The 23,532-nt window shown below is 74.6% G+C and carries 9 protein-coding genes; 3 read left to right on the top strand and 6 right to left on the bottom strand.

What is annotated here, in order from left to right:
* Nucleotides 1–65 precede the first annotated feature (65 nt).
* Nucleotides 66–7,196: a hypothetical protein gene (locus ABT369_RS25760; protein ID WP_350615594.1), complete on the bottom strand. Its 7,131-nt coding sequence runs from the start codon at nt 7,194–7,196 to the stop codon at nt 66–68.
* 28 nt (nt 7,197–7,224) lie between these two features.
* Nucleotides 7,225–7,659, bottom strand: coding sequence for a hypothetical protein (locus ABT369_RS25755; RefSeq protein ID WP_350615592.1), 435 nt, complete (start codon nt 7,657–7,659; stop codon nt 7,225–7,227).
* 158 nt (nt 7,660–7,817) lie between these two features.
* On the opposite strand from ABT369_RS25755, the gene ABT369_RS25750 reads away from it, so the two are divergent.
* The 3 genes from ABT369_RS25750 (at nt 7,818) to ABT369_RS25740 (ending at nt 21,204) form a co-directional block, all read left to right on the top strand.
* On the top strand, nt 7,818–8,357 hold the full coding sequence (locus ABT369_RS25750; protein WP_350615591.1) for a hypothetical protein: 540 nt from the start codon (nt 7,818–7,820) through the stop codon (nt 8,355–8,357).
* 91 nt (nt 8,358–8,448) lie between these two features.
* Entirely contained in the window at nt 8,449–13,470 is a 5,022-nt protein-coding gene (locus ABT369_RS25745) for a hypothetical protein (protein ID WP_350615589.1), read from the top strand.
* A gap of 126 nt (nt 13,471–13,596) precedes the next feature.
* Nucleotides 13,597–21,204, top strand: a complete 7,608-nt coding sequence (locus ABT369_RS25740) for a hypothetical protein (protein WP_350615587.1) — start codon at nt 13,597–13,599, stop codon at nt 21,202–21,204.
* 52 nt (nt 21,205–21,256) lie between these two features.
* Here ABT369_RS25740 and ABT369_RS25735 read toward each other — a convergent pair whose 3' ends face one another.
* The 4 genes from ABT369_RS25735 to ABT369_RS25720 form a co-directional block, all read right to left on the bottom strand.
* Entirely contained in the window at nt 21,257–21,568 is a 312-nt protein-coding gene (locus tag ABT369_RS25735; RefSeq protein ID WP_350615585.1) for a WXG100 family type VII secretion target, read from the bottom strand.
* Between the two features lie 33 nt (nt 21,569–21,601).
* Nucleotides 21,602–21,991 (bottom strand): WXG100 family type VII secretion target, encoded by a 390-nt coding sequence (locus ABT369_RS25730; protein ID WP_350615584.1) that lies wholly within the window; start codon nt 21,989–21,991, stop codon nt 21,602–21,604.
* A 128-nt stretch (nt 21,992–22,119) separates the two neighbouring features.
* The gene (locus ABT369_RS25725; RefSeq protein WP_350615582.1) at nt 22,120–23,220 is read right to left on the bottom strand and encodes a hypothetical protein; all 1,101 of its coding nucleotides are present in this window, start codon (nt 23,218–23,220) and stop codon (nt 22,120–22,122) included.
* On the bottom strand, nt 23,210–23,521 hold the full coding sequence (locus ABT369_RS25720) for a hypothetical protein (protein WP_350615580.1): 312 nt from the start codon (nt 23,519–23,521) through the stop codon (nt 23,210–23,212). Before ABT369_RS25720 ends, ABT369_RS25725 begins: the two co-directional genes overlap by 11 nt.
* Between the last annotated feature and the right edge of the window lie 11 nt (nt 23,522–23,532).

The raw sequence follows: 23,532 nt of genomic DNA, 5'->3' as shown, positions 1-23,532 counted from the left end.
GCTACCTCGACGGTATGGGCGCCGGCCGGTCGGTGGAACGTCCACGTTCGGGCGACGCGGCCGTGTCAGTCACAGTCCACAATGGTCTCCTGGAGCCGCTGGATCGCGTCGGCCAGCGCGGGCGAGTGCAGCGCTTCAAGGGTCATCACCCAGTCGACCCGCATCAGGCCGCCCAGGTAGCGCCGGCTCTGCCGGGCGAGCGTCACCGCCTTGGCGACGTCGCCGTCGCGGGCGTCGGCGATCGCGGCCGCCATCTTGCTGAAGGCGGTCTCGCTGAACGAGACACCGTGGAACGTCCCCTTCGCGTCGACCGCGGCCGGCAGCCGGCTGAGCGCCCGCAGCCCGTCGGGGTCGGCGATCCGGGCGGACAGGTCCAGCAGGATCCCGCGCCGGGCGTCGCGCCGCGTCTCGGCGAGGTAGGCGTGCGCGGCCGCGCCGTGGCCGAGCCCGGCGAGCGTCAGCACGTCGGCGTGCAGGCCGATGAGCTTCGCCCCGCCCGCGAACATCGTCCGGAAGTCGTCCCGGGCCGCCGTGGACGACAGGGTGTCGCGGTGCTCGGCGAAGTACCGCGCCTTCGCCGCCCAGCCGTCCTGGGCGACCCAGCCGAGCAGCGCGCCGCCCACCACGTCGGTGCCGGCCGCCGCCGATGCCGGTGGCGGCATCCCGACCCGCCCGACGACCTCGTTGACGAAGGTCAGCATGCGCTCGAGAGCGTCCCGGCCGGGCCGCGGCCCGGCCTCGTCCACCATGGCGTTCCACTGCTCGGCCAAGGGCTCGACGTCGGTGTGGCCGGTCTGGGCCAGTTCGGCGAGCGCCGGGCCGAGCAGTCCGGTCAGGTGCTCGCCGTCGGCGCCGCGACCGGCGAGCGGCGGCAGCCCTTCGAGCTGCCGCCAGACGACGGCATCCGGCTCGGCGACGGGCTTCGGCGACGCCGGCCGGAGGGCAAGGTGCGGGTACCGGACCTGCCGCTCCAGCGCGATCGCCGGCGACTCGTGGGCCAGGCGTTCGTACTCCTGCCGCGCGGCTTGGTACTCCACGTACAGTTCGGCCAGCTCCGCCCCCGCGTCGGGCCGCTCGCGCTGCAGCCGGGTGTACCGGTCCCACAGCTCCCGCAACCGCGCGAGTAGTTCGTCCGAGCCCGTGCCGTGCGGCCCGACGGAGTCGTGCAGCGCCAGGCCTTCGGTGAGCTCGGGGCTGCCTGCGGCGAAGGGGTGCGCGACGGCCGCCTCCAGCACGGCCCGGTCCTGGATCGGCAGCAGCGCCGCCAGTCCCTCGACGGTGTCGTGGTCGCGGGCCAGAGCACGGGCGATCTTCGTGTACTGGTCGGCGTGGACGAGCTCATGGACGGTGCGGGTCGCGAGGTCCAGCCACGAACCGTACGTCCAGGCGTCGAGCGTCTCCGCCGCCGGCAGGGGCAGCGACACGGTCCAGGTGATGTGGTCGAAGTGCCCGGTGACCGCGTGCTGCCCGGTGGGCCGCAGCAGGACCGTCGGCGCCGGCAGCCCCTCCAGGTGCCCGGTCCAGGCGAAGTCGGTCAGGGACTGCAGCGCGGTCGCGATGGTGTCCGGTCCCGGCGCCGCCGCGACGTCGGCGGCCAGCGCGTCGATCTTTGCGCGCAACGCCACCGGCGTGGGCAGGCCGTCCGGCCCGCGCTGCACCTGCGGTGGGGGCGTGGGCAGGCCGAGCGGCTCGAAGTCGAGCCCTCCCGCCGCGTCCCGGCTCAGCCTCTGGAAGAGCTCACCCAGCAGGTCCCAGACGCTGTCCGGCACGTCGAGGCCGGCGTCGCCGACGAAGAGCTTGGGCTGCGCCGACGCCGCGGCGTGCTCGGTCACGGCCGGGGGCGGCGTCGCGCGGTCGGCCGGGCCGAGCCACACCGCGTTGCCGGTGACGATGCCGTGCCAGCCGTCGGACAGCGGGAAGGTGGTCCGCTCGGCCGGGCCCGTCACGTCCCGGTACGCCGCGATGGGGTTGAACCTCCGGCTCGGGGTCTCGCGCGTCGGCATGGGCCAGTGGTAGGCCGAGCTCCCCACCGGCAGGTCCCACAGGGGCGCCAGCTTCGGCAGCAGCTGCGTGGGCGCCTCCGGGACGTGCCGCGCGGTCGGGGCCCACCGGTAGGCGTCGGCGAACGGGGCGATCGTCCGCTGCCGGTCGAGACCGACGGGGAAACCGTGCGCGGGGTCCGGGTCGGCGACGGCCGGCATGGGTTGGTCGACGAAGACGAAGTTGCGCCGGGCGAAGGCGGCGGGGTCGAACGGCAACGCGGTCCCGTCGGGCACGAGCCGCAGATCGACGATGACATGGTACCGCTGCTGGGCCGGCAGTGACCGCAGGAAGCGCTGCAGGCCAGGCAATGCCTCGGCGTCCGGGAAGACGCGCAACGCGCCACCGGAGCCGGGCGCTGATCTGGCCACGCCCATGAGGCTCGGCGGTTCCGGCTGACCGTCCGGGCGCGGCCCCCGCAGCAGGACGGTGTGCCCTCGCACCTCCACTTTGCCTGCACCGGCCGCGGCCTGCAGCATCCGTTCCAGCCGGAGCTCCGCCTCGCTCCTGGGCTCGGCCGCGACCGGCTCGGGCACGGCGGGGGTGACCGGCTTTGCCGTGGCGGGCGGATTCGCCTCACCCTCCGCCGACACCGGCGGCTTCGTCACAGCCTCCGCCGACACCGGCGGCTTCGTGAGTGGTGGCGTCTCGACCGGCGGGGCGGACCTCGCCGTGCCGGCCGACCGCGCCCAGTCGGGCAGCGGTTGCCCGTCGGCGCCGCCACCGCGGAGCCGGCGCAGGTTCGCCGTGTTCTCCCGGAGTGCCCGGTCCAGCGACTCCGCCATCCTTCTGAGCTCGACGTACCGCCGCCTCGCCTCGCCGACCGATGCGGCGCCCGCCGGGTCGGCCTGCGACTCGACGACGGCGGTCAGCTCGCGCTGGGCCTCGGCCTGCTCGCGCCGCAGGTGCCTGAGGTCGGCGCGCAGCTCGGCCCGCCGGGCGGCCGGGACCTGGGCGAGCGCCTCGGCCTCCGCCACGTGCAGGCGCTGCACGACCCGGTCGCGCACCTCGCCGGGCGGGTGCTCGACGAAGGCGCGCCGCCGATCCTGGACGATCCGCCGCAGCTCGTGTTCGATGCCGGCCCGGCCGGCCGGCTTGGGCCGGGTGGTGACCGGGGCCGGCGCCGGCGGTACACCCAGCCGATCGGTCCACGCGCCGTGCAGCGCGGCCTCGGCCCGGTCGAGCCGGCGAAGCCGCTCCGCGTCGCCGGTGCCCCCGGCGGCGAGCAGGTCACGCCGCTCGTGGACGGTCGCGTCCAGCCCGTTGCGCAACTCCCCCAGGTTCAGCTTGCGCACGTACTGCCGCAGCCGCGACGCACCCGCACCGTCGGCAGACCGGGCGAGGAGCTCGTCGCGGATCGTCTCGTAGGACCGGCCCGGCGACCCGCCGACCGTCCCGCCCGGCACGCCGCCGTCGCCCGCCGCCAACCGGCCGCCGGCGCGGATGACCTGGCTGACCACCACATTGTCGGCGTCGCGGCCCAGCGCGTCGATCGCCCGGTGCCGCAGGCTCGGCTCGATCGGCGCGGGTTCGGCCTCGTGGCCGGGGTCCGGCGGGGTCCGCGGCTGCTCGGCCCGGGGCCCGCCGCCGGTCGCGTGCTCGACCGCGTCCCGCCGCTCGGCGCGCACCCGGTCGATCTCGGCGTCGAGTCCCTCGTTCGGGCGCTTCGGCTCCCGCAGCGGGGTCAGCTCCGGCCGGGCCGGCTCCTTCATGACGAACAGGTCCTTGCCGAGCGGCTTGTCCGTCATCGGGTACAGGAGGCTGTAGTCCTGGCCGTCGATGCGCTGCGGCGGCTTGTCGTGCGCGATCTCGCTGTACCTCGGCAGCTCCGGATCGTCCGTGCGGCCCCGGTTCGCGACGGGAACCGTCGAGTCCTTGCGCACGGGGCCGGCGAGCGACGGCAGATCCGACAGGCGGACCGGCGGGACCTCGACCCGGAACACGATCGGCGACGTGGTGACGTCGTCCGGGTTCGGGGGGCTCGAGCGCCGGGCGGTGCCACCACCCGGGGCGTCGTTCCCCGGCTGGCCGGTGCGGCCTCTCGCGGCGGGCGACCCCTGCAGGCTCGACGCGCTCGTCGCGTGCGGCCCCGGCGCGTGCGACGCTGCCGGGTCGGCCCCGGGGATGCCCAGGCCGCCATCCCGGCCGAGGCGGGGCAGGGACTGCGGCGCCGTGGCCCGCAAGTGGGCGCCGTCCCATTGGAACAGCCGTACATCGGCCTGTGTTGTCGCCGTCTCGGTCATCCGCACCCTGAAACGCTCCCCGCCGGTGCTGCGGGGGCCGGTGAACCCGAGATGCTCCTCGATGTCCCTGGCGGTGATCGGCCGCGGGGCGGTGCTGTCCCCGTCGGCGTACCGCTCGATCGGCCGCCACCGCGTGGTGTGGCTGCCGTCGGGCGCCCGCTCCAACTGCAGGACCTCGACCCTCCGGACGGCCGTGGGCATCGCGTCCGGCGAGCTGTGCCGGGCTTGCGGCGCGTGGACCGAGTCGGACTGGAGCTTCCAGCCTTCCGGCCCGATGGTGAAGGTGGTCTGGTCACCGGGCTTCAGTCCCAGCTTGACGAACGCGACCACGTGGTCGTCGGGGTGGCCGCTCGTCGCGAGCTCGTGCTGGAGCCGCTGCCGCACCGCGTCCGGGGTCTCGCCCGGACGGTCGAAGCGTTCCCAGGTCGCGCCGCCGTCGCGGCTGAGATGGTAACGGTCGACGTTGGTCGGCACGGCGGCGCCGCCCGGCTGGCGCATGGCCGTCTCGTGCCACTGCAGCGCGGCCGGGTTCGGCGCCTCCGGATTGATCAGGTTCGGGTACTCGGACGGGCCGAGCACCTTCGTGCCGGGGAACCGGGCCTGGGGCGGCGGCTCCGGCGACAGCGTCCAGCCGCGCCCGCTGTACCGGAAGTACTCCGTGTGGTGCTCGCCGTCGGCACCGGGGAACCGCATGTCCCGGGCCAGGACGAGATCGGAGCCCGGCGGGGTGCGGCCGGCGGCATGCAGATGGGAGCGAATCTCGTCGAATGCCGCCGACGACGGCTTCCCGGGCGCCTGGGTCCACACCCGGCCGCCGTCGACGCTGACCCAGGTCTTCTCGTGGATCCCGTCCGGCGTCCGCCGGGCGCCCACCGGCAGATCGGGCAGCGGCTGCCGCAACCGCGGCGGGCCATGGTGCCCGCCCGCGCCGGCCGTCCCGTCGTGCCGCGGCGCGGGCTCCAGGAGAGGGGTCGTCGAGTCGGGCGTGCCGGGCCGTGGCGTCGCGGACGGCGTCTCGACGACGGTGTCGAACGAGTGCGCGCTGGGGCTCCTCGGCAGCTCCGTGCCCCCGACCCGCCCGCGCGGCACCGCGGGAGGAGCCGCACCGGTGTCCCCGGTGACCGGCCGCGTGTTCGGCGGCACCACGACCTCCGCCGGACCACCCGATCCGAGCGGGTTCGGCGACGGCGGCCGCACCAGCTCCGGCACACCCGCCCGCGGCGGCTCACCACCGCCGGGAAGCCGCAACGACGGCGGCCGGTGATGCCCACCCGACGGCGTCCTACCCACCGGCGACTGCGGACCGTTGTGCGGCAACCCATGCACCGGATCAACGCCCGGCGGACCCGCCACCGGATCGGCGTGCGGCTCGACCCGCGGCAGACCCGGCCCCGCCTCGGGCCCGCCAGGCAACCGCAACGACGGCGGCCGGTGATGCCCACCCGACGGCGTCCTGGCCACCGGCGACTGCGGACCGTTGTGCGGCGACCCGTTCACCGGATCGCCGAGCGGCCGGCCCGCGAACGGGTCGACCGGCCCGGATTCGCCGGGTCGCTGGAGGGGCAGCCGCCCGGCCAGCGGATCCTTCGGTGGCGTGTGCGGCGCCGGCCCGGGCAGCTCCGGCCCGGGTCGAGCCCCGGGCAGCTCCGGCTCAGGCCGAATCCCCGGCAGGGTCGGCCCAGGTCGCGGCCCCGGCAGGTTCGGCCCAGGTCGCGGCCCGGCCGTGTTCGGCAGGCCGCCGTCCCCGGGGCCGTGCTGCAGCCCCTTGGGCACCTTGGGCAGGTTGCCGGGCCCGTCGTGCGACAAGGGCGGCCGCTCGACCGGCGGCGCCGTCCGCGGCCGCGACGATGACGGCGGGATCTCCACGTCCGTCCCGGAGCGCAGCGGCGGGGCGGTGACCCGGTTGTCCGGCCCCGGCGCCCCGCCCCCCGGCGCCCGCGTGACCGGCCGGGGGATCGTGACCGGCGGCGCGATCGTCCCCGGCGTCTCGGCGGCGGGCCGCCCGACCAGCTTCGCGCCGCCGCCGGTCACCGGGATCGGCGGTGTATCGGTGCGGCTGCTGAACGACTCGACGGAGGGCTTCGGTGTCGGTTTCGGTGGCCCCAGCGGGCCGTCCAGCCCGTTCGGGGCCGGCCCGGGCCGGCCGGGCATCACGCCCAGGTCGTCGCCACCCCCGGGCCGCAGCGACGGTGGCCCGGGCCGCGGGCCACCGTCGAGCGTGACCGGGTTGGAGGGCTTCAGCCCGCCCGAGAGTGCGACGTCGTACGTCTTGCCGGTGACATGGTTGGTGACGGTCTTGGGCTTCGCGCCACCGAGCGGGCCGACCCGCGGGATGCGGCCTCCGGGCATCAGCCCGCCGACGAAGGCACCGACCAGCAGGATCAGCGCGTTGATCCCGTCGTAGTGGAACTCACCCGTCTTCGCCGCGACGATCCCCGCGGCGGTGAGGTCGAGGGCCAGGCCGAGCGCCCCGAACACCACGAAGCCGGACGCGAACAGCCCGACCAGCTCCGCGATCTCGGCGGACACGAACCGCACCAGCAGGCCGGCGAAGACCCCGCCGAGCGCGCCGACGACCGGGCCCAGCACGAAGCCGAGGACCAGGCCGACGACGAAGAAGATGCCGAAGAGGATCAGGGCCAGCTTCTCGGCCTCGAGCTGCTTCTCGACCTGCTCGGCGATCCTGTCGAGCTCGTCGGCGCGCGCGTTGAGGTCGTCGCGCATCTTGTTGCCCCGCAGGACCAGCGCGGTCATCGCCGCGACGGCGCGGTCGCGGCCCCGGCCCGACCAGTCGACGCCGACGACGGCGTCCGAGCCGGTCTGCATGAGGTGCTCGATGTTGTACGCAAGCTGGCGCCACCGGTGGGCAAGTTCCCGGAGCCTCGCCGGGTCCGGATGAGAGGAGTTCGCCACCCCAGGCAGCCTTCGGAATCGTCGGGAGTCAGCCGTAGATGACGTGGATCGGCGGCTTGTCCCAGGTCTGGTCGGCCGGGGTCCCCGGCGACTCGTCGGTGATCGCGGCCCAGAAGTCGGTGAACATGCCGGCGACCGAGATGTCGGTCGCCGCGTAGTTCTGGCTCGCGCCCTGCGCCAGGCCGAACAGGTGCTGGTACAGCCCGGGCCGGTCGAGGGTGACGCCGTCCTTGGAGCTGCCGAAGATGTCGCCGCTCACCTGGCTGATCTTCTCCTGGAAGGCCTCCACCTCCTCCTTGGTCCGGCCGATCCAGGACAGCTGGAGCATCGACCAGCTCGCCATGACGTCCCGCCACGCGAGCTTGATCGCCTCCAGGTCGACCTTCATGCCCTCCGCACCGTCGAACAGGTCGTGCAGCGAGACGGAGATCTTTCCGTCGGCGTGGTTGTAGTCGGCGGGCATTCGGCAACCCCCGTTTCCCGATGGCGGCATGATCGGCGGATGAGGACGAGGCTAGATCGCGACCCGTGCGGCGGCCCACGTCCGCATTGAGGGGCGCCGCGGTGTCCCGCCATGAGGGACCTCGCCCGCGGGCCGGCCCGCGCGGGACCATCGTCGGCATGGCGGCACAGGACATCCACATGCCCGAGGTCCGGGTCGACGGCGGCCGGTCCTATGAGGTCGACGGCGCCCGGTTCATCCTCGGCGACGGGGCGGACGGATCGGGCGCGCCGAGCGGCGACCCGCCGAAGCCCGAGCGGCCTGGCGCGGACCGGTTGGTGATCGCGCCGGACACCATCCGGTCGGCCGAGGACATCCTCATCATGGGCTCCCGCGAGGCCGCCGCGACGTACGAGGCGCTGCGGCAGAAGGTCCTCGAACTGACGCCGTGGGTGTATCGCGTGGGCGACCCCAAGGAGCTCGAGGTCGACCCCACGCAGCAGAACCAGAACAAGGGAAAGTGGGCGTCGGAGACCGGCCAGGGCACCATGCCCGGGGACCCCTACGACGCCGAGGCGCAGACGCAGCAGGACCGGAGCCTGCTCAAGGGCGTCGGCGACTTCCTCGGCACCGTCGGCACCTACGTCGCGATGCTCAACGACGCCGCGCAGAGCTACGCGAAGTGCGACATCAAGTCATATCCGCCGACCTCGGCGTAGCCGCCGGATCGACGTGGCACGCCGGTCACCCACCGCGCCGGTCGCTCTCCCGAGGGGGCTGTACCTCCCGGCGCCCGCGGACGGCCCTTCGTTGGCCGCCGCCCGGGCGCTGCCGGTGCTGGAGGGCTGGTTCACCCTCGCACTGCACCAGGCCGAGGCCGACGCGATCGGCGCCGGCGGCCCCGCGGCCCGCGACCGGTTCGTCCGATCGGTGACCCTGTCGCCGCAGTGGCGCACCGCCACCGCGTCCGCCCGGCGGCGCGGCCGGGCGGGCCCCGATGTGCTGCTGGTCTGCTGCGCGGCCGCCACCACGTCGGCGGCGTGGGACGGCGGGACGTTCGCCGGCTGGCTGCGGGCGCGGCTGGCCGCGCCTCGGCTCGTGGCCTCCCCGCGCCGGATCCGGCAGGACCTCGGCCGGGGCACGCTGTGCGGCGTGGGCGCCGGGCCGGCCTGGTCGGTGTTGTTCGGCGAGCACGGCGAACGGCCGTTCGGACCGGACCTGATCGCCGCGGCGATGGCCGCCGACCGGTCCGAGCACGGCACCACACCGGCGGTCCGGACGCCGGGCGGCCACGGCCTGACCGGCGGGCACGACTGGGCCGGCGGCGCGAAGATCCGGCTGAGCGTCGAGATCACCGGCATCGAGCCGGCGCCGGACGCCCGGACGTGGCTGGGTTCGATGCCCGGCCTGCTCACCCTGCAGACCCACGGCACCCAGGGCAATCTCGTCGAGGTGACGACCGCGCCCGCGCTGCGCTACGACGACGAGCGCAACGGCGCCGACCCGGTCGCGGTGCTGCGGGCCGCGGACGCCGCGGTGGACCAGCTCATTCTCAGCACGGGGCGGCCGCTCGCGGCGCTGCTGCCCGAGCGGCTCGCGTCGGTCCCGGCGCTGGGCGGCGCCCAGGTGCGAACGGCCCTGGCCAACAGCATGCGGATCCACCTCACCGAGGGCATCCCGCTGGAGGCGCTGTACCACCTCTACACCCGGCTGGCCGCCGACCAGGGGCCGCGGGTCACTCCGGTCGTGCACGACGCGATCGAGTTCGGCCGCGGCCTGGCCGAGTGGCTGACCGGCGAGCCGGTGGCGGGCTCCGGGCCGGCGGTGACCCTGGCGGGCTACGGCGCACTGCTCTACACGCTCTTCCGTGTCCTGGCCGAGGAGCATCTGCGACCGGCCGGCCTGCCCAGGGACCGCCTCGACTTCGCGCCGCGGGTGCCGCTCGACCGGATCTACGCCGCCCTGCCACGCGAACTGCGGCTCGTGCTGCAGCTGCACCGGCCGGCGATCGAACGGCGGCTGGCCGGCCACCTCGCGCACCGCAGCCCGCGCCTGCTGCGCCGGCTCGCCGACTGGGGTGCCGGGGAGGACCGGCTGCTGCACCAGTACCTGCCGGGGACGCAGACGACCCTGAGTGACCTGCTCAGCGGCGGGCTCACGAGCGAGGCGACCGGCAACGTGACCCCTGAGCGGCTCGGCCTGCACACGGCGCTGGAGGGCCTCGACGACAACCGGGGCGGTCTGCGGCACACCGCGCTGGTCGTCGGCGAGTTCCCCCGGATCGGCGGGATGCGGGCCTCGCACGGATGGCGGACCGTCGAGGCGTGGCTGGGCCGGACCGCCCGGCGGCTCTACCGCGACACGGTGACGGCCAGGACGGTGACCGGTGCCCCGGCCGCCGCGCCCATGGACCTGGCGGCCGCGGCCCACCGGCTGCGCGCCGCCGCCGGGCCCGACGACGGCCCGCTGCGCCGGCTGCGGCTCACCGCGGCGCGGCTGCTCGAACAGCTGCGGCAGGAGCCGTCGACGGTACGGCTCGCGGCACCGGATGACCTGGACGCGGTCGAGAGCGTCCACATCCGGCTGGACGCCGCCACCCGCGCGGCCGTGGTCACGGTCGACGTGTCGGGCGTGACCGGCCTGCCGGACCGCACGCTCGACCTCCTCGCGGGCTGGTTTCCCAACGCCGAGCTCCACACCCCGTCCGGTGTCCGGGCGCCGGTGCGGTACCGCCAGCACAGCGACCGGTTCGCGGGGGCGAACTCCGCGCCGCAGCGCATCGACCTGGCGGAGCTGACTGCCCGGCTGGACGCGATGACCAACCGGGCCGGCGGTGTCCTGGCCCTCGGCCGGATGCTCGGGGTCCCCGGCGACGAACCGGCCGTCGCCCAGGCCCTGCGCGACGCGGCGTACCTGACGGCGGCCGTCTACGGCGCCGGCTTCGACGCCGCCCAGCTGCGCACCGTGCGGCGGATGGCCGAGCTCGCGGCCGGCTCCGGCGGGACCGGCACCCTGTGGTCCGACCTGGAGGCGCTGGCCGGCACGGCGCTGGCCGGCGAAACCGGCGGGGCCGGCGGGGACGCGGCACCGGCCGGCGGGGACGCACCGGGCCGGACGGTCCACCGCAGCCAGGTCCGGCTCCTGGCCGACGAGGTGGCCCGGATCGGTGCCGGCGGGACCCTCGACGACCTGCGGCGCCGGCTGCGGGCCGCACCGGACCTGGCGGCCGCGCTGGCCTGGGCGGTGCCGGCCGACCAGGAGACGGTCTCACCGTTCTGGTCCGGCGCCGGGCCACTGCTCGTCCAGCTACGAGCGCTGGCACCGGCGGGCCTGCCGGCGCTGACCGAGCGGGTGACCGGCGCGCACGACGCCCGTGCGCTGTTCGACGCCGCGCGGATCACGGCGACCTTCTACGGCCTCGGCGGACTGACCGTGCAGCGCCTGGGCGCGATGCACCGGCTGCTGGCGCTCGCCGCGGCCGCCACCCGGGCCGGCGGACCGGTGAGCCTGCTGACGGTCGAGCAGTTCGTGCGCCTGCTGTTCAACGAGGCGCCACGACCGGAAGGCCGCGTGTACCAGCAGTTCGCGCACCACTACGCGCGGCCTCTGGTCGAGCTGATCCAGTCCCTCGACGGCGACGTCACCCTGTCCCGCCTGCGGCGCCAGGTCACCGGCATCGACGCCCCGGCCGGGCCCATGGCCCAGGCGCTGCACCGCGTCTGGCGCGGACGGCTCCGGTTCGGCTACCTCGCGAACCACGAGCAGCCGTACGCCAGGCTCCGGCACGTGGCCGGCCTCGGCCTCGGCCGCAGCCCGGACGCCGGCCGGGAGCGGGCCTTCTGGGACCAGGTCGCGCTGCTGCACGCGGCGTTCGGCGAGTTCGAGTACGTCGCCGGCGAGGATCTGGCGGCGCTGCTCGTCCTGGCCGGCGCGGCCGGCGGCACCGACCGGCTGCGGACCTGGGCCGACCTGCAACGGCTCGTCCGGCTGGTGCGAGGCCCGCTGCGGCCGGCGTCCGGGGCCGCCGGCGCCGACATCGACGACGTCCGCTCGCTGCTGCGCGCCGCGGCCGACCTGCGCACGGCCGTCCCTGACCGCCGGATCACCCTCGAGGACCTGCGCGGGCACTGGAGTCCGCCCGGCGCCGGCGAGCCGCAGGACGCCGCGGGCCGGTTCCGGGTCGACCTCGATGCGCTCCAGACGCGGCTGGAGACCCTCGCCGCCGACACCGGCGGCGTCGACGGGCTGGCGGCGGCCGCCGGCGTACCGTCCACGCTGCCCACCGAGACGACCCTCCAGGAGCTGGGCTACCTCGCCGCCGCCGTGAACGGCCCGGACTTCACCACGCGCGACCTCGCGGCCGTGCGCCATCTCGTCGAGCTCGCCACGTTCGGGCTGCGCACCGGGTCCGGCTGGGGCGACCTCGAGGCGCTCGTCCGGGCGATCCGGCGGGACGAGCCGGGCCGTGCGCGCTTCGTGCACGCCGGGCACGTCCGGCTCCTCGCCGACCTGGTGGGCGGCGGCGAGGCCCCCGGCTTCGAGCGCCTGCGGGACATGTCCGGGCTCGTTCCCGAGCTGGCGATGGCGCTGCGCTGGGAAGCGCCGTTCGACTCGGTCACGGAGTCGCCGGGGTGGGGGACGACGGCGCTGTTCGTGCGGCTGGGCGAGCTGGGCCCGGACCCGACCGGCGGATCGTCCGGCCTGCCGGCCCGGGTGACCGGCCGGGACGACCCCGACGCCGAGCAGGCCCTGTGGGACGCCGCCCACGTCGCGCTGGCGCTGTACGGGCTCGAGTTCACCGAGGAGGATCTCGCCGCGGTGCACCGCACGCTCCGGTCGACGATGCCCGGGCCGGGCCGGCCGCTGGCCGGATGGGGCGGGATCGACGGTTTCGCGCGGTACCTCTTCCACGAGTGGCAGACCGCGCTCCCGGAGGGCGAGCCGTCCGAGTCCGGCACCGGACGGCCCCTCCACGAGCTGCTGGCTGCCCTCGACGGTCAGGTCACGCTGGTCGACCTGCACCGGTCCGCCGTCGGCGTCGACGGCGCGGCGGCCGCCTTCCTGTCGCAGCCGTCACGGGCCGCGCTGCGGCTGCGGTACGAACAGGCGGGCCGCTACCAGCCCCTCGCGGACGCCGTGCGCGTGCCGGGGGCCGATGCCGAACGCGAGCGGCGGCTCTTCGAGGATGCCCTGTCGCTCGTGCACGCCACGTTCGACGCCGGCGACGGCGCCCGGTGGGCGAGCGCCGGGGAGCTGGTCGCGGCCCGGGCCCTGCTCGAGGTCCGCTACATCGACGACGGCCCGCAGCTGCGGACCTGGTCCGGCCTTCGGGCGCTGATCGTCGAGCTGCGCGGCCCGCACCGGCCGCAGCCGGCCCACCCGGCCGCCGACGTCGAGGACCTCCGGTCGCTGCTCGAGTTCATCGCCCGCCGGCAGCGGCAGACGGAGGTGACGCCGGTCGGCGTCGACGACCTCGTCACGCGATGGCGGCCGCCGTCCCCGGCGGGCCCGCCGAACGGTGGCGTGCAGGGCCGCGTCGGGCCGCTGCCCGGGTCGTGGCCGCTCGATCCCGGTCCGCGGTTCGGGACGGCGGACCGGCCGGCCGACACCGCGGGACCGGTCGCGGCCCGCGACGCGCTGCGCACGGCCGTGGCCGTCGTGCTCGCCGCCGGTGACAGCGCGGCGGTGACGGCCCGCGTCATCAAGCTGCGCGGCGAGGTCGGCGCGGCCGAGCGCGTCGCGACGGTCCATGCCCTGGCCCGGCTGGCCGAGGCGTACCCGCAGCACCGCGACGGCCTGCGCCGCATCGGCGCCGCCCTCGTCGACTGCTGAAACCGTAGGTCCGGCGGCCGCGCCGATCACCCACAAATCAGCAGAGATCGACACAGCCGGGACATAGAGTGGAAATCACGCGAACGCAAGCTGTCCAGACGTGCCGCATCGGACGGAAGGACGGTCATGGTCGACGTCTCGGAGCCCGGACCCGGCGAGCCCGGACCCAGCAACCCGGGCTGGTTCGGCGCCTGGCGCGGCCGGACCCGCCAGCACGACCCGGAGCAGGGCCATGGCACCGGATTCCGCCCGCCACCGTCGGAGCTCGGGCAACCGGAACCGATCCGGCGGCGACGGCCGGGCGCACCGCCGCCGAGCGCGCCACCGGCGAGGCAGCGGGCCCAGCTGTCGGCCGAGCTGCACGGCATGCGCGACGCCCTGATCCTGATCCCGTTGGCCGACGGATGGCGCGACCAGGTCGGCGACCGCATCGACGAGCTGTCCCGGGCCCTCGCCAACGCCGGCGACGCCGACCTGCCGGCCGTCGCCCGCCGCATCGAGGGGCTCGGCACCGGGTTCTTCGTCTGGCGGCAGCTCCTGCAGCGGGTCGGTCATCGCTACCCCTCGGCCGATCCGGTCGCCGGCCGCCCCGACTGGTACACGACCCTGATCGACCGTGCCATCACCCTCCGGCCGCGGCTGGCGTACCTGCCGACCGACGAACGCGACGCGGCCGCCGACCCGGGCGCACCGCCGCCCGCCCGGCACCTGACCCGGGACACCGCCCGCAACGACCTGCACCACGCGGTCGGCCGGCTCGAGGCGGCGATGCTCGCGGCGGAACACGCCGACGAACGGCCGCCCTGGCTGCTCACCGCCGACCCCGACGCGCTGCAGGCCGAGCAGGCGGCGGCCCGGCAGGCGCTGACCCGGCTCCTCGACGAGATCGGCTCGCAGGCCGACGCCCGCGGGACGCCGGTCGCCCGCCCGCTCGAGCCCCCGAACGCCGCCGGACGGCCGTGGACGCCCCGCGAACGGTTCGCGCCGCCGCTGCACCTCGTCGCGCCGGAGCCGGGCCAGCGCCCCGCCCTGGGCACGGAGGCCGTCGGCCGGCTGACTCCCTCGCTGATGGCCCGCATCCGGGCCGACGTCATCGCCACCCTGCCGGACACGTTGCGGCAATGGCAGGCGTTCGACGACGGCGAGCTGGGCGGCCGTTACGTCCCCGTGCCGTCCGTCCAGGCGATCCTGGACCGCCAGCTCGACGAGCTGACCCTGCTCGACCACATCGACGAGCTCATCACCGACCGGTGGACGTTCGACGTCGCCGGTCATCAGGTCACCCTCCAGCTCGACCTCGGGCAGGGCGACGGCGAGTGGGAGCAGTCCTCCGACGCGATCGAGGTGCGGCTCAAGGACACCACCAACCGGCGGGACCGCGCCCAGAGCGCCCTCGGCCACCAGACGTTCCTGGACACGACGGTCAACCTCGCGTACATCCTGGACAACAGCCCCGCGCTGGTCCGCAGGCACTTCACCAACAACGAGGCGTACGTCGGGCTCGGGATGATCGTCTGGAAGGAGCACGAGGAGGCCCGCCTCGTCACCAGCGAACTGGCCGCCGAGCGGACCATCAAGACCTCCTCCTACGTCGCGTACGAGTTCCTGTTCGACGTCACGGTCCGGGTCACGGTGGCCTCGCCGGGCAGCTGGACGCCGTGGCGGTGGCCGTCGACCCGGACCAACGCGGCCACCGCCGCACCCGTCGCGCGCGCCGTGCCGATCCTCGTGTCCCGGGAGAGTGCCCGGCCGATCGACGATGCCGCCCGCCGGTTCTCACCCGCGATCCACCCCGACTACACCGCCCCGGCCTACAAGGGACCGAAGGTCCCCGGCCGGCCCGTGCACCTGCCCCGCAACTCCGGCGTCGAGGCGTTCACCGCCACCCGGCAGCTGCGCGAGTTCGTCGAGACCTTCGCCGCGCAGCACGCCAAGGCGAGCACCCCGCAGCGCCGCCGCATCGGCGCGGCCCTCACCGCTCGCCAGGTCAAGGCCCAGGTCCACCGGGCCAACGACCTCGGCGCGGAGCTGATCTTCGGCCACCTCCAGGGTCAGGCGCCCGACGGCGTCGTCATGTCGATGACCCTGACCGACCCGGTCGCGGTCGTCGAGATGGACCCCAAGACCTGGGCCGACTTCGACGACCAGGTCTCGCTGTCATTCAACACCGAGCAGGTCGCGGCCGACGCCCACGACGTGCCACCCGGCCTGTTCCTGTTCACCATGGTCTGGGAGAACCTGCTCGGTCATCTGGAGCCGTATTTCTTCCTCTGGCCGACGGTCGACGCCGTCTTCGTGCGGTCGGGCGCGGGTGAGAGCGCGACCCAGCTGTCCGGAGTCCGGTTCACCGGCGAACGCACCTCCGTCGTCCGGTTCACCGTCGAGGTCGCCCTGACGCTGACGAGCAAGCCCGGGGCGGAGCCGGCCGTGCTGCGCCTGGACCGGTCGCTGTACGTGCGCATGCTGCGGGAGGACGCGAAGCAGCTGATCGACCTGCCGATACTGGAGGGCGACGTGGGTTCGGCGTCGGTGCCCGTACCGGCCCTGCGGTACCAGGACCTGCGCCGGCTGCATCCGGTGATGCGCATCTCCGAGCTGGCCCTGGCCCCGGCGGCGGGCACGCCGGGCCCAGCCGGCCAGGCACTCCTGCGGCAGGCCCTCGACCTGCTCCGCAAGCACCATCCGGGTATCGTGCCCCAGCCGGACGGCCGGGCCAGCCGGCACAGCGTGTTCCTGGCCAAGTGGATGGACGACGCCCGCATGGCGGTCGAGAACATCCGCACCCTGCGCGCGAAACTGTCCAACGACAACCTGGCCGCCCAGATGCACCTGCTGCTGTCGAGCCACGGTTATGCGTTCCGGCTCACCCGCAGCACCGTCACGAGCCGCTTCGGCGACGAGGTCGTCGTGCGGGTGTGGGCCCGCCAGGGCATCCTCGCCGCGGACGGCTCGACGGCGACCTTCGCACCCGCCCGGCACACGCGCTGGCTGCCGCTCACCGAGATGGACGCCAACGTCACCAGCTCCCAGGATCTGACGACGTCTTGGGCGGTGGAGACCGGGTACTGGACCGGGCTGCACGTCATGCACGTGTTCGAGACGCTGAAGACCACCGTGCTCAAGTCCACGCAGTTTCGCCCCATCGGCCTGGGCAAGCAGGCCTGGGCGACCGGGATGACCGCCGGCACCGAGGTGTCCGGCATGCAGGGGCTCTCGATCGACGAGGCCGGCGAGTTCACCGCGCCCGTCGTGCTGTTCCTGCGGATCGAGAGCGCCGGCAAGGCGGCCTCCGGCGACGGGTCCCCGACGCTCCCGGTGCCGCCCGCGCTACCCCTGGTCCGCACGGCGAGCCCGCTGCCGGCGTCGATGACCGCCATGGTCCCCGCCGACTTCACCGACATCCAGCAGCCGGACACCGGAACCTGGGTGCCGTACTCGCTGGCGCACCTGCCGCCATCGGTCCCGGCGCTGACCGGTGCCGACGGAGGCCCGCTGGTCTTCCGGCCCACGCCGGCCCGGCCGCTGCCCCGCGACACCCGCATGATGCTGTCCGCGGACGACCTGCTGCGCACGGTCGTGGACGCGGTGACCGCGATGGGGTACAAGTCCATCGCCCCCGCCGCCCGGATCGAGCTGGAGCAGGCACTCGCCGTGGCGATGATGACCGCCAACGACCTGCTGCCGAGCCCCGACGCGCCCGCCGGGCACGCCAAGCAGATCTGGTCGGGCGAGATCGTCCCCACCCCGCTGACCAGCACCGCCACCGGCTGGTCGGTGTCCGCCTCGGTCACCGCCAAGCTCACGTTCAGCGGCACCGACGGCCTCACCACCTTCGGCGTCGCCAACGGCTACGGCACGTACACCGACCTCGGCGTGTCGTCGACCGTCGCCGTCCAGCAGTCCAAGACGGGCGGTCTCTGGCCCGCCCTGCGGGTCCGGTTCCCGCTCGCCATCGACCAGCATCTCGGCTCGTGGCACATCGACCACTTCAACTACCAGCCGCAGCTCGGCCAGCGACGCGAGCTCACGCGGACGTCCGAGGAGTCGATCACCGGTACCACCGGGCGCATGCAGCTCGACATCAGCTGGCTGGCCCTCGCCGAGGTCGGCGCGCACCTCGAGCTGCAGATCGAGACCTGGGTGAACCACAACCCGGTCGGCCACACCTTGTCGTGGATGGGCGGCCGCGCAGACCGGCGGCAGCGGCGCAGCGCGAGCGTCCCGGTGACCGGCATCGCCGGGCTGGCGTCCGCCGACGCCACCGAACTCGGCCTGCTGCCACCCGCACTGCGGCTGCGGTACGACCGCAGCGTCGGCTACCGGATCCCGCCCCAGCTGAGTTTCGGGCTGGACCACGGCGGGCTGCAACGCGCACCGGACCTCAACGTCCTCGTCGACCGGCTCACCGCGTCGGTCGAGCAGCGGTACGGCCCGCTGGTCGCCGCCGCGGCCGAACAGGAGCTCGGCAAGCTGCGCGGCTTCCAGGGCGCCACCGCGGCACTCATCGCCATGTTCGACCAGCTGTCGATCACCGTGCCCGTCCGCTCCTACCTGCGGGCGACGACGCCGCGGGTCGGGCCGCTGCCGATCAAGCTGGGCGCCCGGACGTTCCGGCCGGCGCTGCCGCCGCTCGGCCCCGTGCCGCTCGTGCCGGCCACCCGGACGCTGCGGTTCACGATCCGGGCCACGCCGATCCAGGCCCGCTACCTCGGCCTGTCCACCCACCACAACCTCGGCCGCCGCGACGACGTGGAGGTCAGCCGGACCACCGGCGAGATGCGCCGGCGCCGGCTCATCTTCGACCCGGTCCGCGGCTGGTTCGTCACCGGTGGCCCGCTGGTCAACAGCGCGTGGCTGCACCCGCAGGCGGCCTTCTACGGCCAGACCACCCGGACCCTCAGCGACTCACGGGTCACCGGAAACACGATCGCGACGACCCTCGACACCGGTTCTTCCGCGCCCGCCGCCGTCGTCGAGGAGCTCCTGCGGTCGGGGCCGGACGTGACGGCCGCGACCGCGGCCCTGACCACGTACCACGCGGCGACCGACCCGCTCTACGACGCCGTCCGCGACCAGTTCCGCACCGATCTCGCCACGTTGCCGGCCGGGCTGCAGGACCAGCTCACCACGGCCGCGAACCGGCTGGTCGAGCTACGCCGCAACGCACTGGACCCGCAGCGGTGGCCGCAGCTCACGCCCGAACGCGCCCACCGGCGGCTCAGTGACCTGGTCACGGCGAACCAGCAGCTCGAAGACCTCGCGGAGACCGCGCGCCGGCACCGGTTCGCCCGCGACATCACCACGTCGGCATGGCAGCAGCTGCAGCCGGCCGACCAGGCGGCCCTCGCCACCCGCCGGGCGGCCCTGCGGGACTCGCCGGACGTCGACGCCGTCGAGGCGCTCGCCCTGGAGGCGGCGGCCCGCCACGACGTACGACGGTTCAACGACATTCGCGCCGGGCTCCTGGCGGACCTCGAACGGCTCGCCGGCTCCGCCCACGAGCGGGACCTGATCGACCGGGGCCGGCAGGCGGCGCTGCGGCACGAGGACCACCTGGGCGCGATGTTCGCCCCGGCCGGGCGGGGCGAACCGCTCGCCGACCAGGTCGCCACGCTGGAGGACCTGACCGACGCGTTCGAGGCGATCGCGGACGAGGCGGCCCGAGCCGCCGGTACGGCCGGGAGCGCCGCACCCTCGCGGCGGTACCGGCGGCTGCTCGCCGCCCTGCCGGCGGCGCCCCGCATCGGGGTGGGTCCGCCGGCCCTGCCCACGCCAGCCGGCACGGTGCACAACGGCCGCGCCGGAACGGCCGTCTTCGACGTGAAGCTGCGCTTCGACGCCGACGTCACCATGGACACGGCCCCGGCCGCCTGGATCGACGCGGTGACCCTCGGCGCGACCCAGACCGGCGAGTCGTGGACCGTCGACCCGTACGTGCCGTCGGAGCCGGCCCGGATGAAGTTCGACCCGCGGCTGCTCGACCCGGCACCGGCCGGCCCCGACCGGTACCAGACGATCGGGCCGCTCCCCCCACCACCGGTCCCGGCCGGTCCGCCCCGCGAGCCGATCCGGCGGATCGACGCCTCGACGCCGCTGCACCTGCTCACCGACCGGCGGCCGACGACCTTCGCCCACCCACGGCGGCTGGAGCAGGTCCGGCTGGCCGGGTTCGGCCCGGACGACCTCAAGGCCCTCCGCGCCCTCGCCGCCACCCTGGCCGTCCCGCGCGGCGCGACGGCCGGCAGCCGGTGGGGCACGGTGCCGGCCGCCCTGGCCAACCACATCTGGAACGCACCGCCGGGCGCGTCCTGGTTCCATCCCCGCGCGGTCCTGCAGAACCAGATCGACGCCATCGTCAACGCCGCCTTCCTCGCCGGACGGGGCACGGACCTGATCACCACCGGCGTGCAGGCACCGATGCTGCTGGGCAACCGCTTCTCCCGGCCCGTCGCCACGCTCGAGCTGCTGGCCGGCGTCGAAGGCATCTGGCCGGTCCGGATCGTCGACGACGTCAAGTCCCGCCGGTTCACCGGGGGAAGCTCGGCCACGACCGCCGACACCGACGCGACCGCCGGCCACCAGATGCTGCCCTGGATGCTGGTCGACTATCCGCTGGTGGACTGGAAGTACTACGACCCGGCCAGCGACACGAACGCGATGGGTCCCCTGCTCGGGATGGACGTGATCGGCTCGGCGAACCAGCGGTCCCGGGTGCGCGGCCGGGCCGGGCACAGCCGCGGCGTCAAGACCACCGGCGACGTGTACATCGAGGTGTACCTGCGGGTCCGGTGGCACGTCGCGCTGTCGCCGCGGGACAGCTCCTGGTTCGGCCCGCACCGGCAGCTGCTGCGGGACTCGGTCGTGCGTGACCTGAAGCTGCTGGTGCCGGCCGAGGTCATGCCCGCGTTGCTCGACCCGGCGAACTGGCGGGGGGCGAAGCCGACCGTCGGCGCACCGCCGCCATCGGCGCCGCCGTCCGCCCCGGACGACATCCTCGACTCCGGCCGTCTACGACCGGAGGACCGGCCGATGCCGTCGATCTTCGCCGCCCTGGAGGCGCCCGCGACCGGCGTCACGGGACCGGGCGCATCGGTGTTCCCCCGCGCCGACCCGGCGCCGGTGCTCGCCCGTGTCGCGGCGGCCCCGCCCCGCCGGCCGACCGGGCTGGTGGCGCTGGACCGGTGGCTGGCCGCCCCGGACGCCGGGGAGTCGCGGCGGCGCTTCGCCGCGCTCCGCGCGGACCTGACCGCGGGACCGGCCACGGCGGCGCTGGCCGATCTCGCGGCACGGCACCCGTACGACGACTGGGTCGCCGCGCACGCGGCGCTGCTGCGCCTGGCCGGCAGCGGACTGGCCGAGGCCGGCTACGACTACCTGGCGGAGCCGGAGCCGGTCGCGCGTCAGGCCCGCCTGTTCCGGTTGCTGACTGCCGACCGGCTCGCGCTCCTGCCGGTCTTCGCCGAGCTGACCCGCGGGGCGGCGGACCTGCCGGGCGGCCCGGCCGACGCGGTGATCGTCCGGGCGGTCCGGGCCGCCGTGGGCGACGGCGCCATGGCCGGCACGGCCGCGGTGGACGGCGGGACGCCGGTCGCCGAGGTGCGGGCGGTGCGCGGGTCGGTCGGGCCGCGGCTGCGGGTCGGCTGGGTCCGCAAGCTGATCGTCGAGCTGGCCCCGGCCGCGCCGTCCGGCCCGGCGGGGCTGCGCCGGGTCGCGGCGACGCTCGTCGACTGCTGAACGACCGGACGCCCTCCGCCGGTGCGGCGGAGGGCGTCGCAGTGCATGGACCTTACTGCCGCCAGCCCTTGGCGTTGGACCACTCGCATTCCGCGTAGTTGGCCCACGTCACGTGCATGGCCTCGGCGATCTGGCCCAGGACGCCGGTGGGGCCGAACAGGCCGTCGGCCGCCGTGTTCCACTCCAGCTGCAGCGGCTGGTAGTACGAGGCCGCCACACCGGTCCAGGTTTCGGCCAGCGGTGCCAGCTGGGTCTTGAGCGCCTCCAGCTGGTCCACGATGGCCTGGGACTGCTGGGCGAGCCGCTCCCCGGCGACCTCCAGGTCGGCCGGCACGACGAGCTCGGTTCCCGCGATGTCGGGCATGAGGGGTTCCCTTCGTGAGGTTCGGCCGGACGATCAGAGGTAGGCACCGGGGATGTCACCGTCGACGGCGACGAGACTCTTCACGTTGGCCTCCTCGGTCGCCTCGTAGTTGACGTAGTTGCCCTGCAGGCCGCTGCCGATGTCGTTCAGGGCGTTGTAGAGCATGTTGCCGAAGGTGTCGTAGTTGTGCATCAGCGCGCCGAACGAGCCCGCCGCGACGCCGTGCCACTGGTCCTGCAGCTGCTCCACGTACTTCTTCAAGGTGTCCAGCTCCTGCCGGATGAGCGTGGCCGTGTCGTGGCAGTTGGTCGCCGCGGCACTGATGTACTCCGGGGTGACGACGGTCGCCGCGCTGCTGACCGGCCCGACCAGTGGTGGCTTCTCCACCGTGACGTACGACCCGGGGACCTTTTCCGAGCTCATCGTTGACTCCTCTCCAGGAAGGTCATGGACCGTCCGTGAACTTCAGGGTTGCAGGTGGTGCCGGGCCGGCACAGTGCCCTCTTCGCGGTACCGGCGCATGTCCTTCCACAGTGGACGTCGGACCGCCGTCATGGCCGGGCCGCGACCACGTCGTTCCTGGTCGACGGGGCGGCCGAGGTCTCGTGCGGCTCGTACGGAGGTCTCGTCCAGTCCTGCTTCGACGGCGGCGACTTCAGGTTCTCGTAGTTGGTGCCTTCGACCTCGACGTAACTGTCGTAGGCGGTCTTCAGCCGGCGCAACGCCTCGTCGAACAGGGCGTTGAACCTTCTCGCGACGCCCTCGACGTCCCCGACGAGGGCCTCGTAGGACCGGCCGGCCGGGCTCTGCCAGGCCCCCGCCGCCGCGGCGGCCTTCTTGCTGAGCGAGTCGAACGAGGCGAGGATGCCGGCCTGATGCTTCGTGGTCAGCTCGATCGTGTCGCGCATCTTGGCCAGATCGACCGAGAAGACGAGGTCGAGGAAGCCGCCCTGGCCGTCCGGCACCCACTGTTCGATCGGCACCCCGTGCTCGTCGGTGATGAGCGTGGAGCCGTCGGAGTAGTCGTACTCCCAGGAGCCGTCGCCGAGCCGGCTGATGTCGACGGTGAGCTTCGCCGCCGTGTTGACGCCGTGCAGCGGAAAGCCGTCCTTGTCGAACCGGTCGTAGACCCAGCCGTCCGAGCCCTCCATGCGCTCGAGGTTTCCCTCGTCGTCGTAGGTGAGCTTCGGCAGGTCCTTGCCGAGGTCCCAGACGACCTTGCCGTCGTCGGTGTAGGTGATGGTGACGGTCAGCTCACCCTTGTGGCCGGACAGCGGATGACCGTCGGCGTTGAACGTGTCGAACGTCCAGCCGTCGGCGGTCATCGACGTCGGGACCCCGTGTCCGTCGCGGACCACGACGGAGCCGTCACTGTAGTTCCAGGTGCTGCCGGTCAGCTCGCCCTGCCGGTCGTAGACGTTGACGATCGTCACCGTCTCCTGCAGCTTCGGGTCGGTGATCGGGTTGCCCTTGTCGTCGAGCTTCTCGCCGCTGACCGGGTTGCCGTGCGAGTCCAGCTGGTACCGCCAGCCCTCGGACTCCAACTGGATCGGGATCCACTTGCCCGCCCCGTCGGCCTTGTAGGTGGTGGCCGTGCCGTCGTCATCGGTCATCACCATGAAGCCGTCGTGGTACGTGATTTCAGTGCCCATGCCGGCCCCCGTCATGGCGCAGCACCGGCCGTGCGGCGGGGCGGGACGGCACCGGCCACGCCCGGCTCACCTCGTGGATCCGGCGGGCCACCCGGCCGATCGGGTCGGCGGTCACCGGCGGGTCCACGAATGCCCACGACGGCCGGCCGGCCTCGGTGTAGGCGATCGTGACGGCGCGGCCCGGCGCGTCGCCCCGGCGGGGCAGGAACCCGGCGGCCGGGCGCCCCTGGTCGTCGTAGCGTGTCACCACGAGCCCGGCCGGCAGCGCCGGGCCGATGTCGTCCGGTGTCGGTTGCCCCATGGGTCGTTTCC

The sequence above is a fragment of the Dactylosporangium sp. NPDC000244 genome (assembly GCF_040300725.1).
Classification (GTDB): Bacteria; Actinomycetota; Actinomycetes; order Mycobacteriales; family Micromonosporaceae; genus Dactylosporangium.
This window is presented reverse-complemented; position numbering and strand designations above follow the sequence as displayed.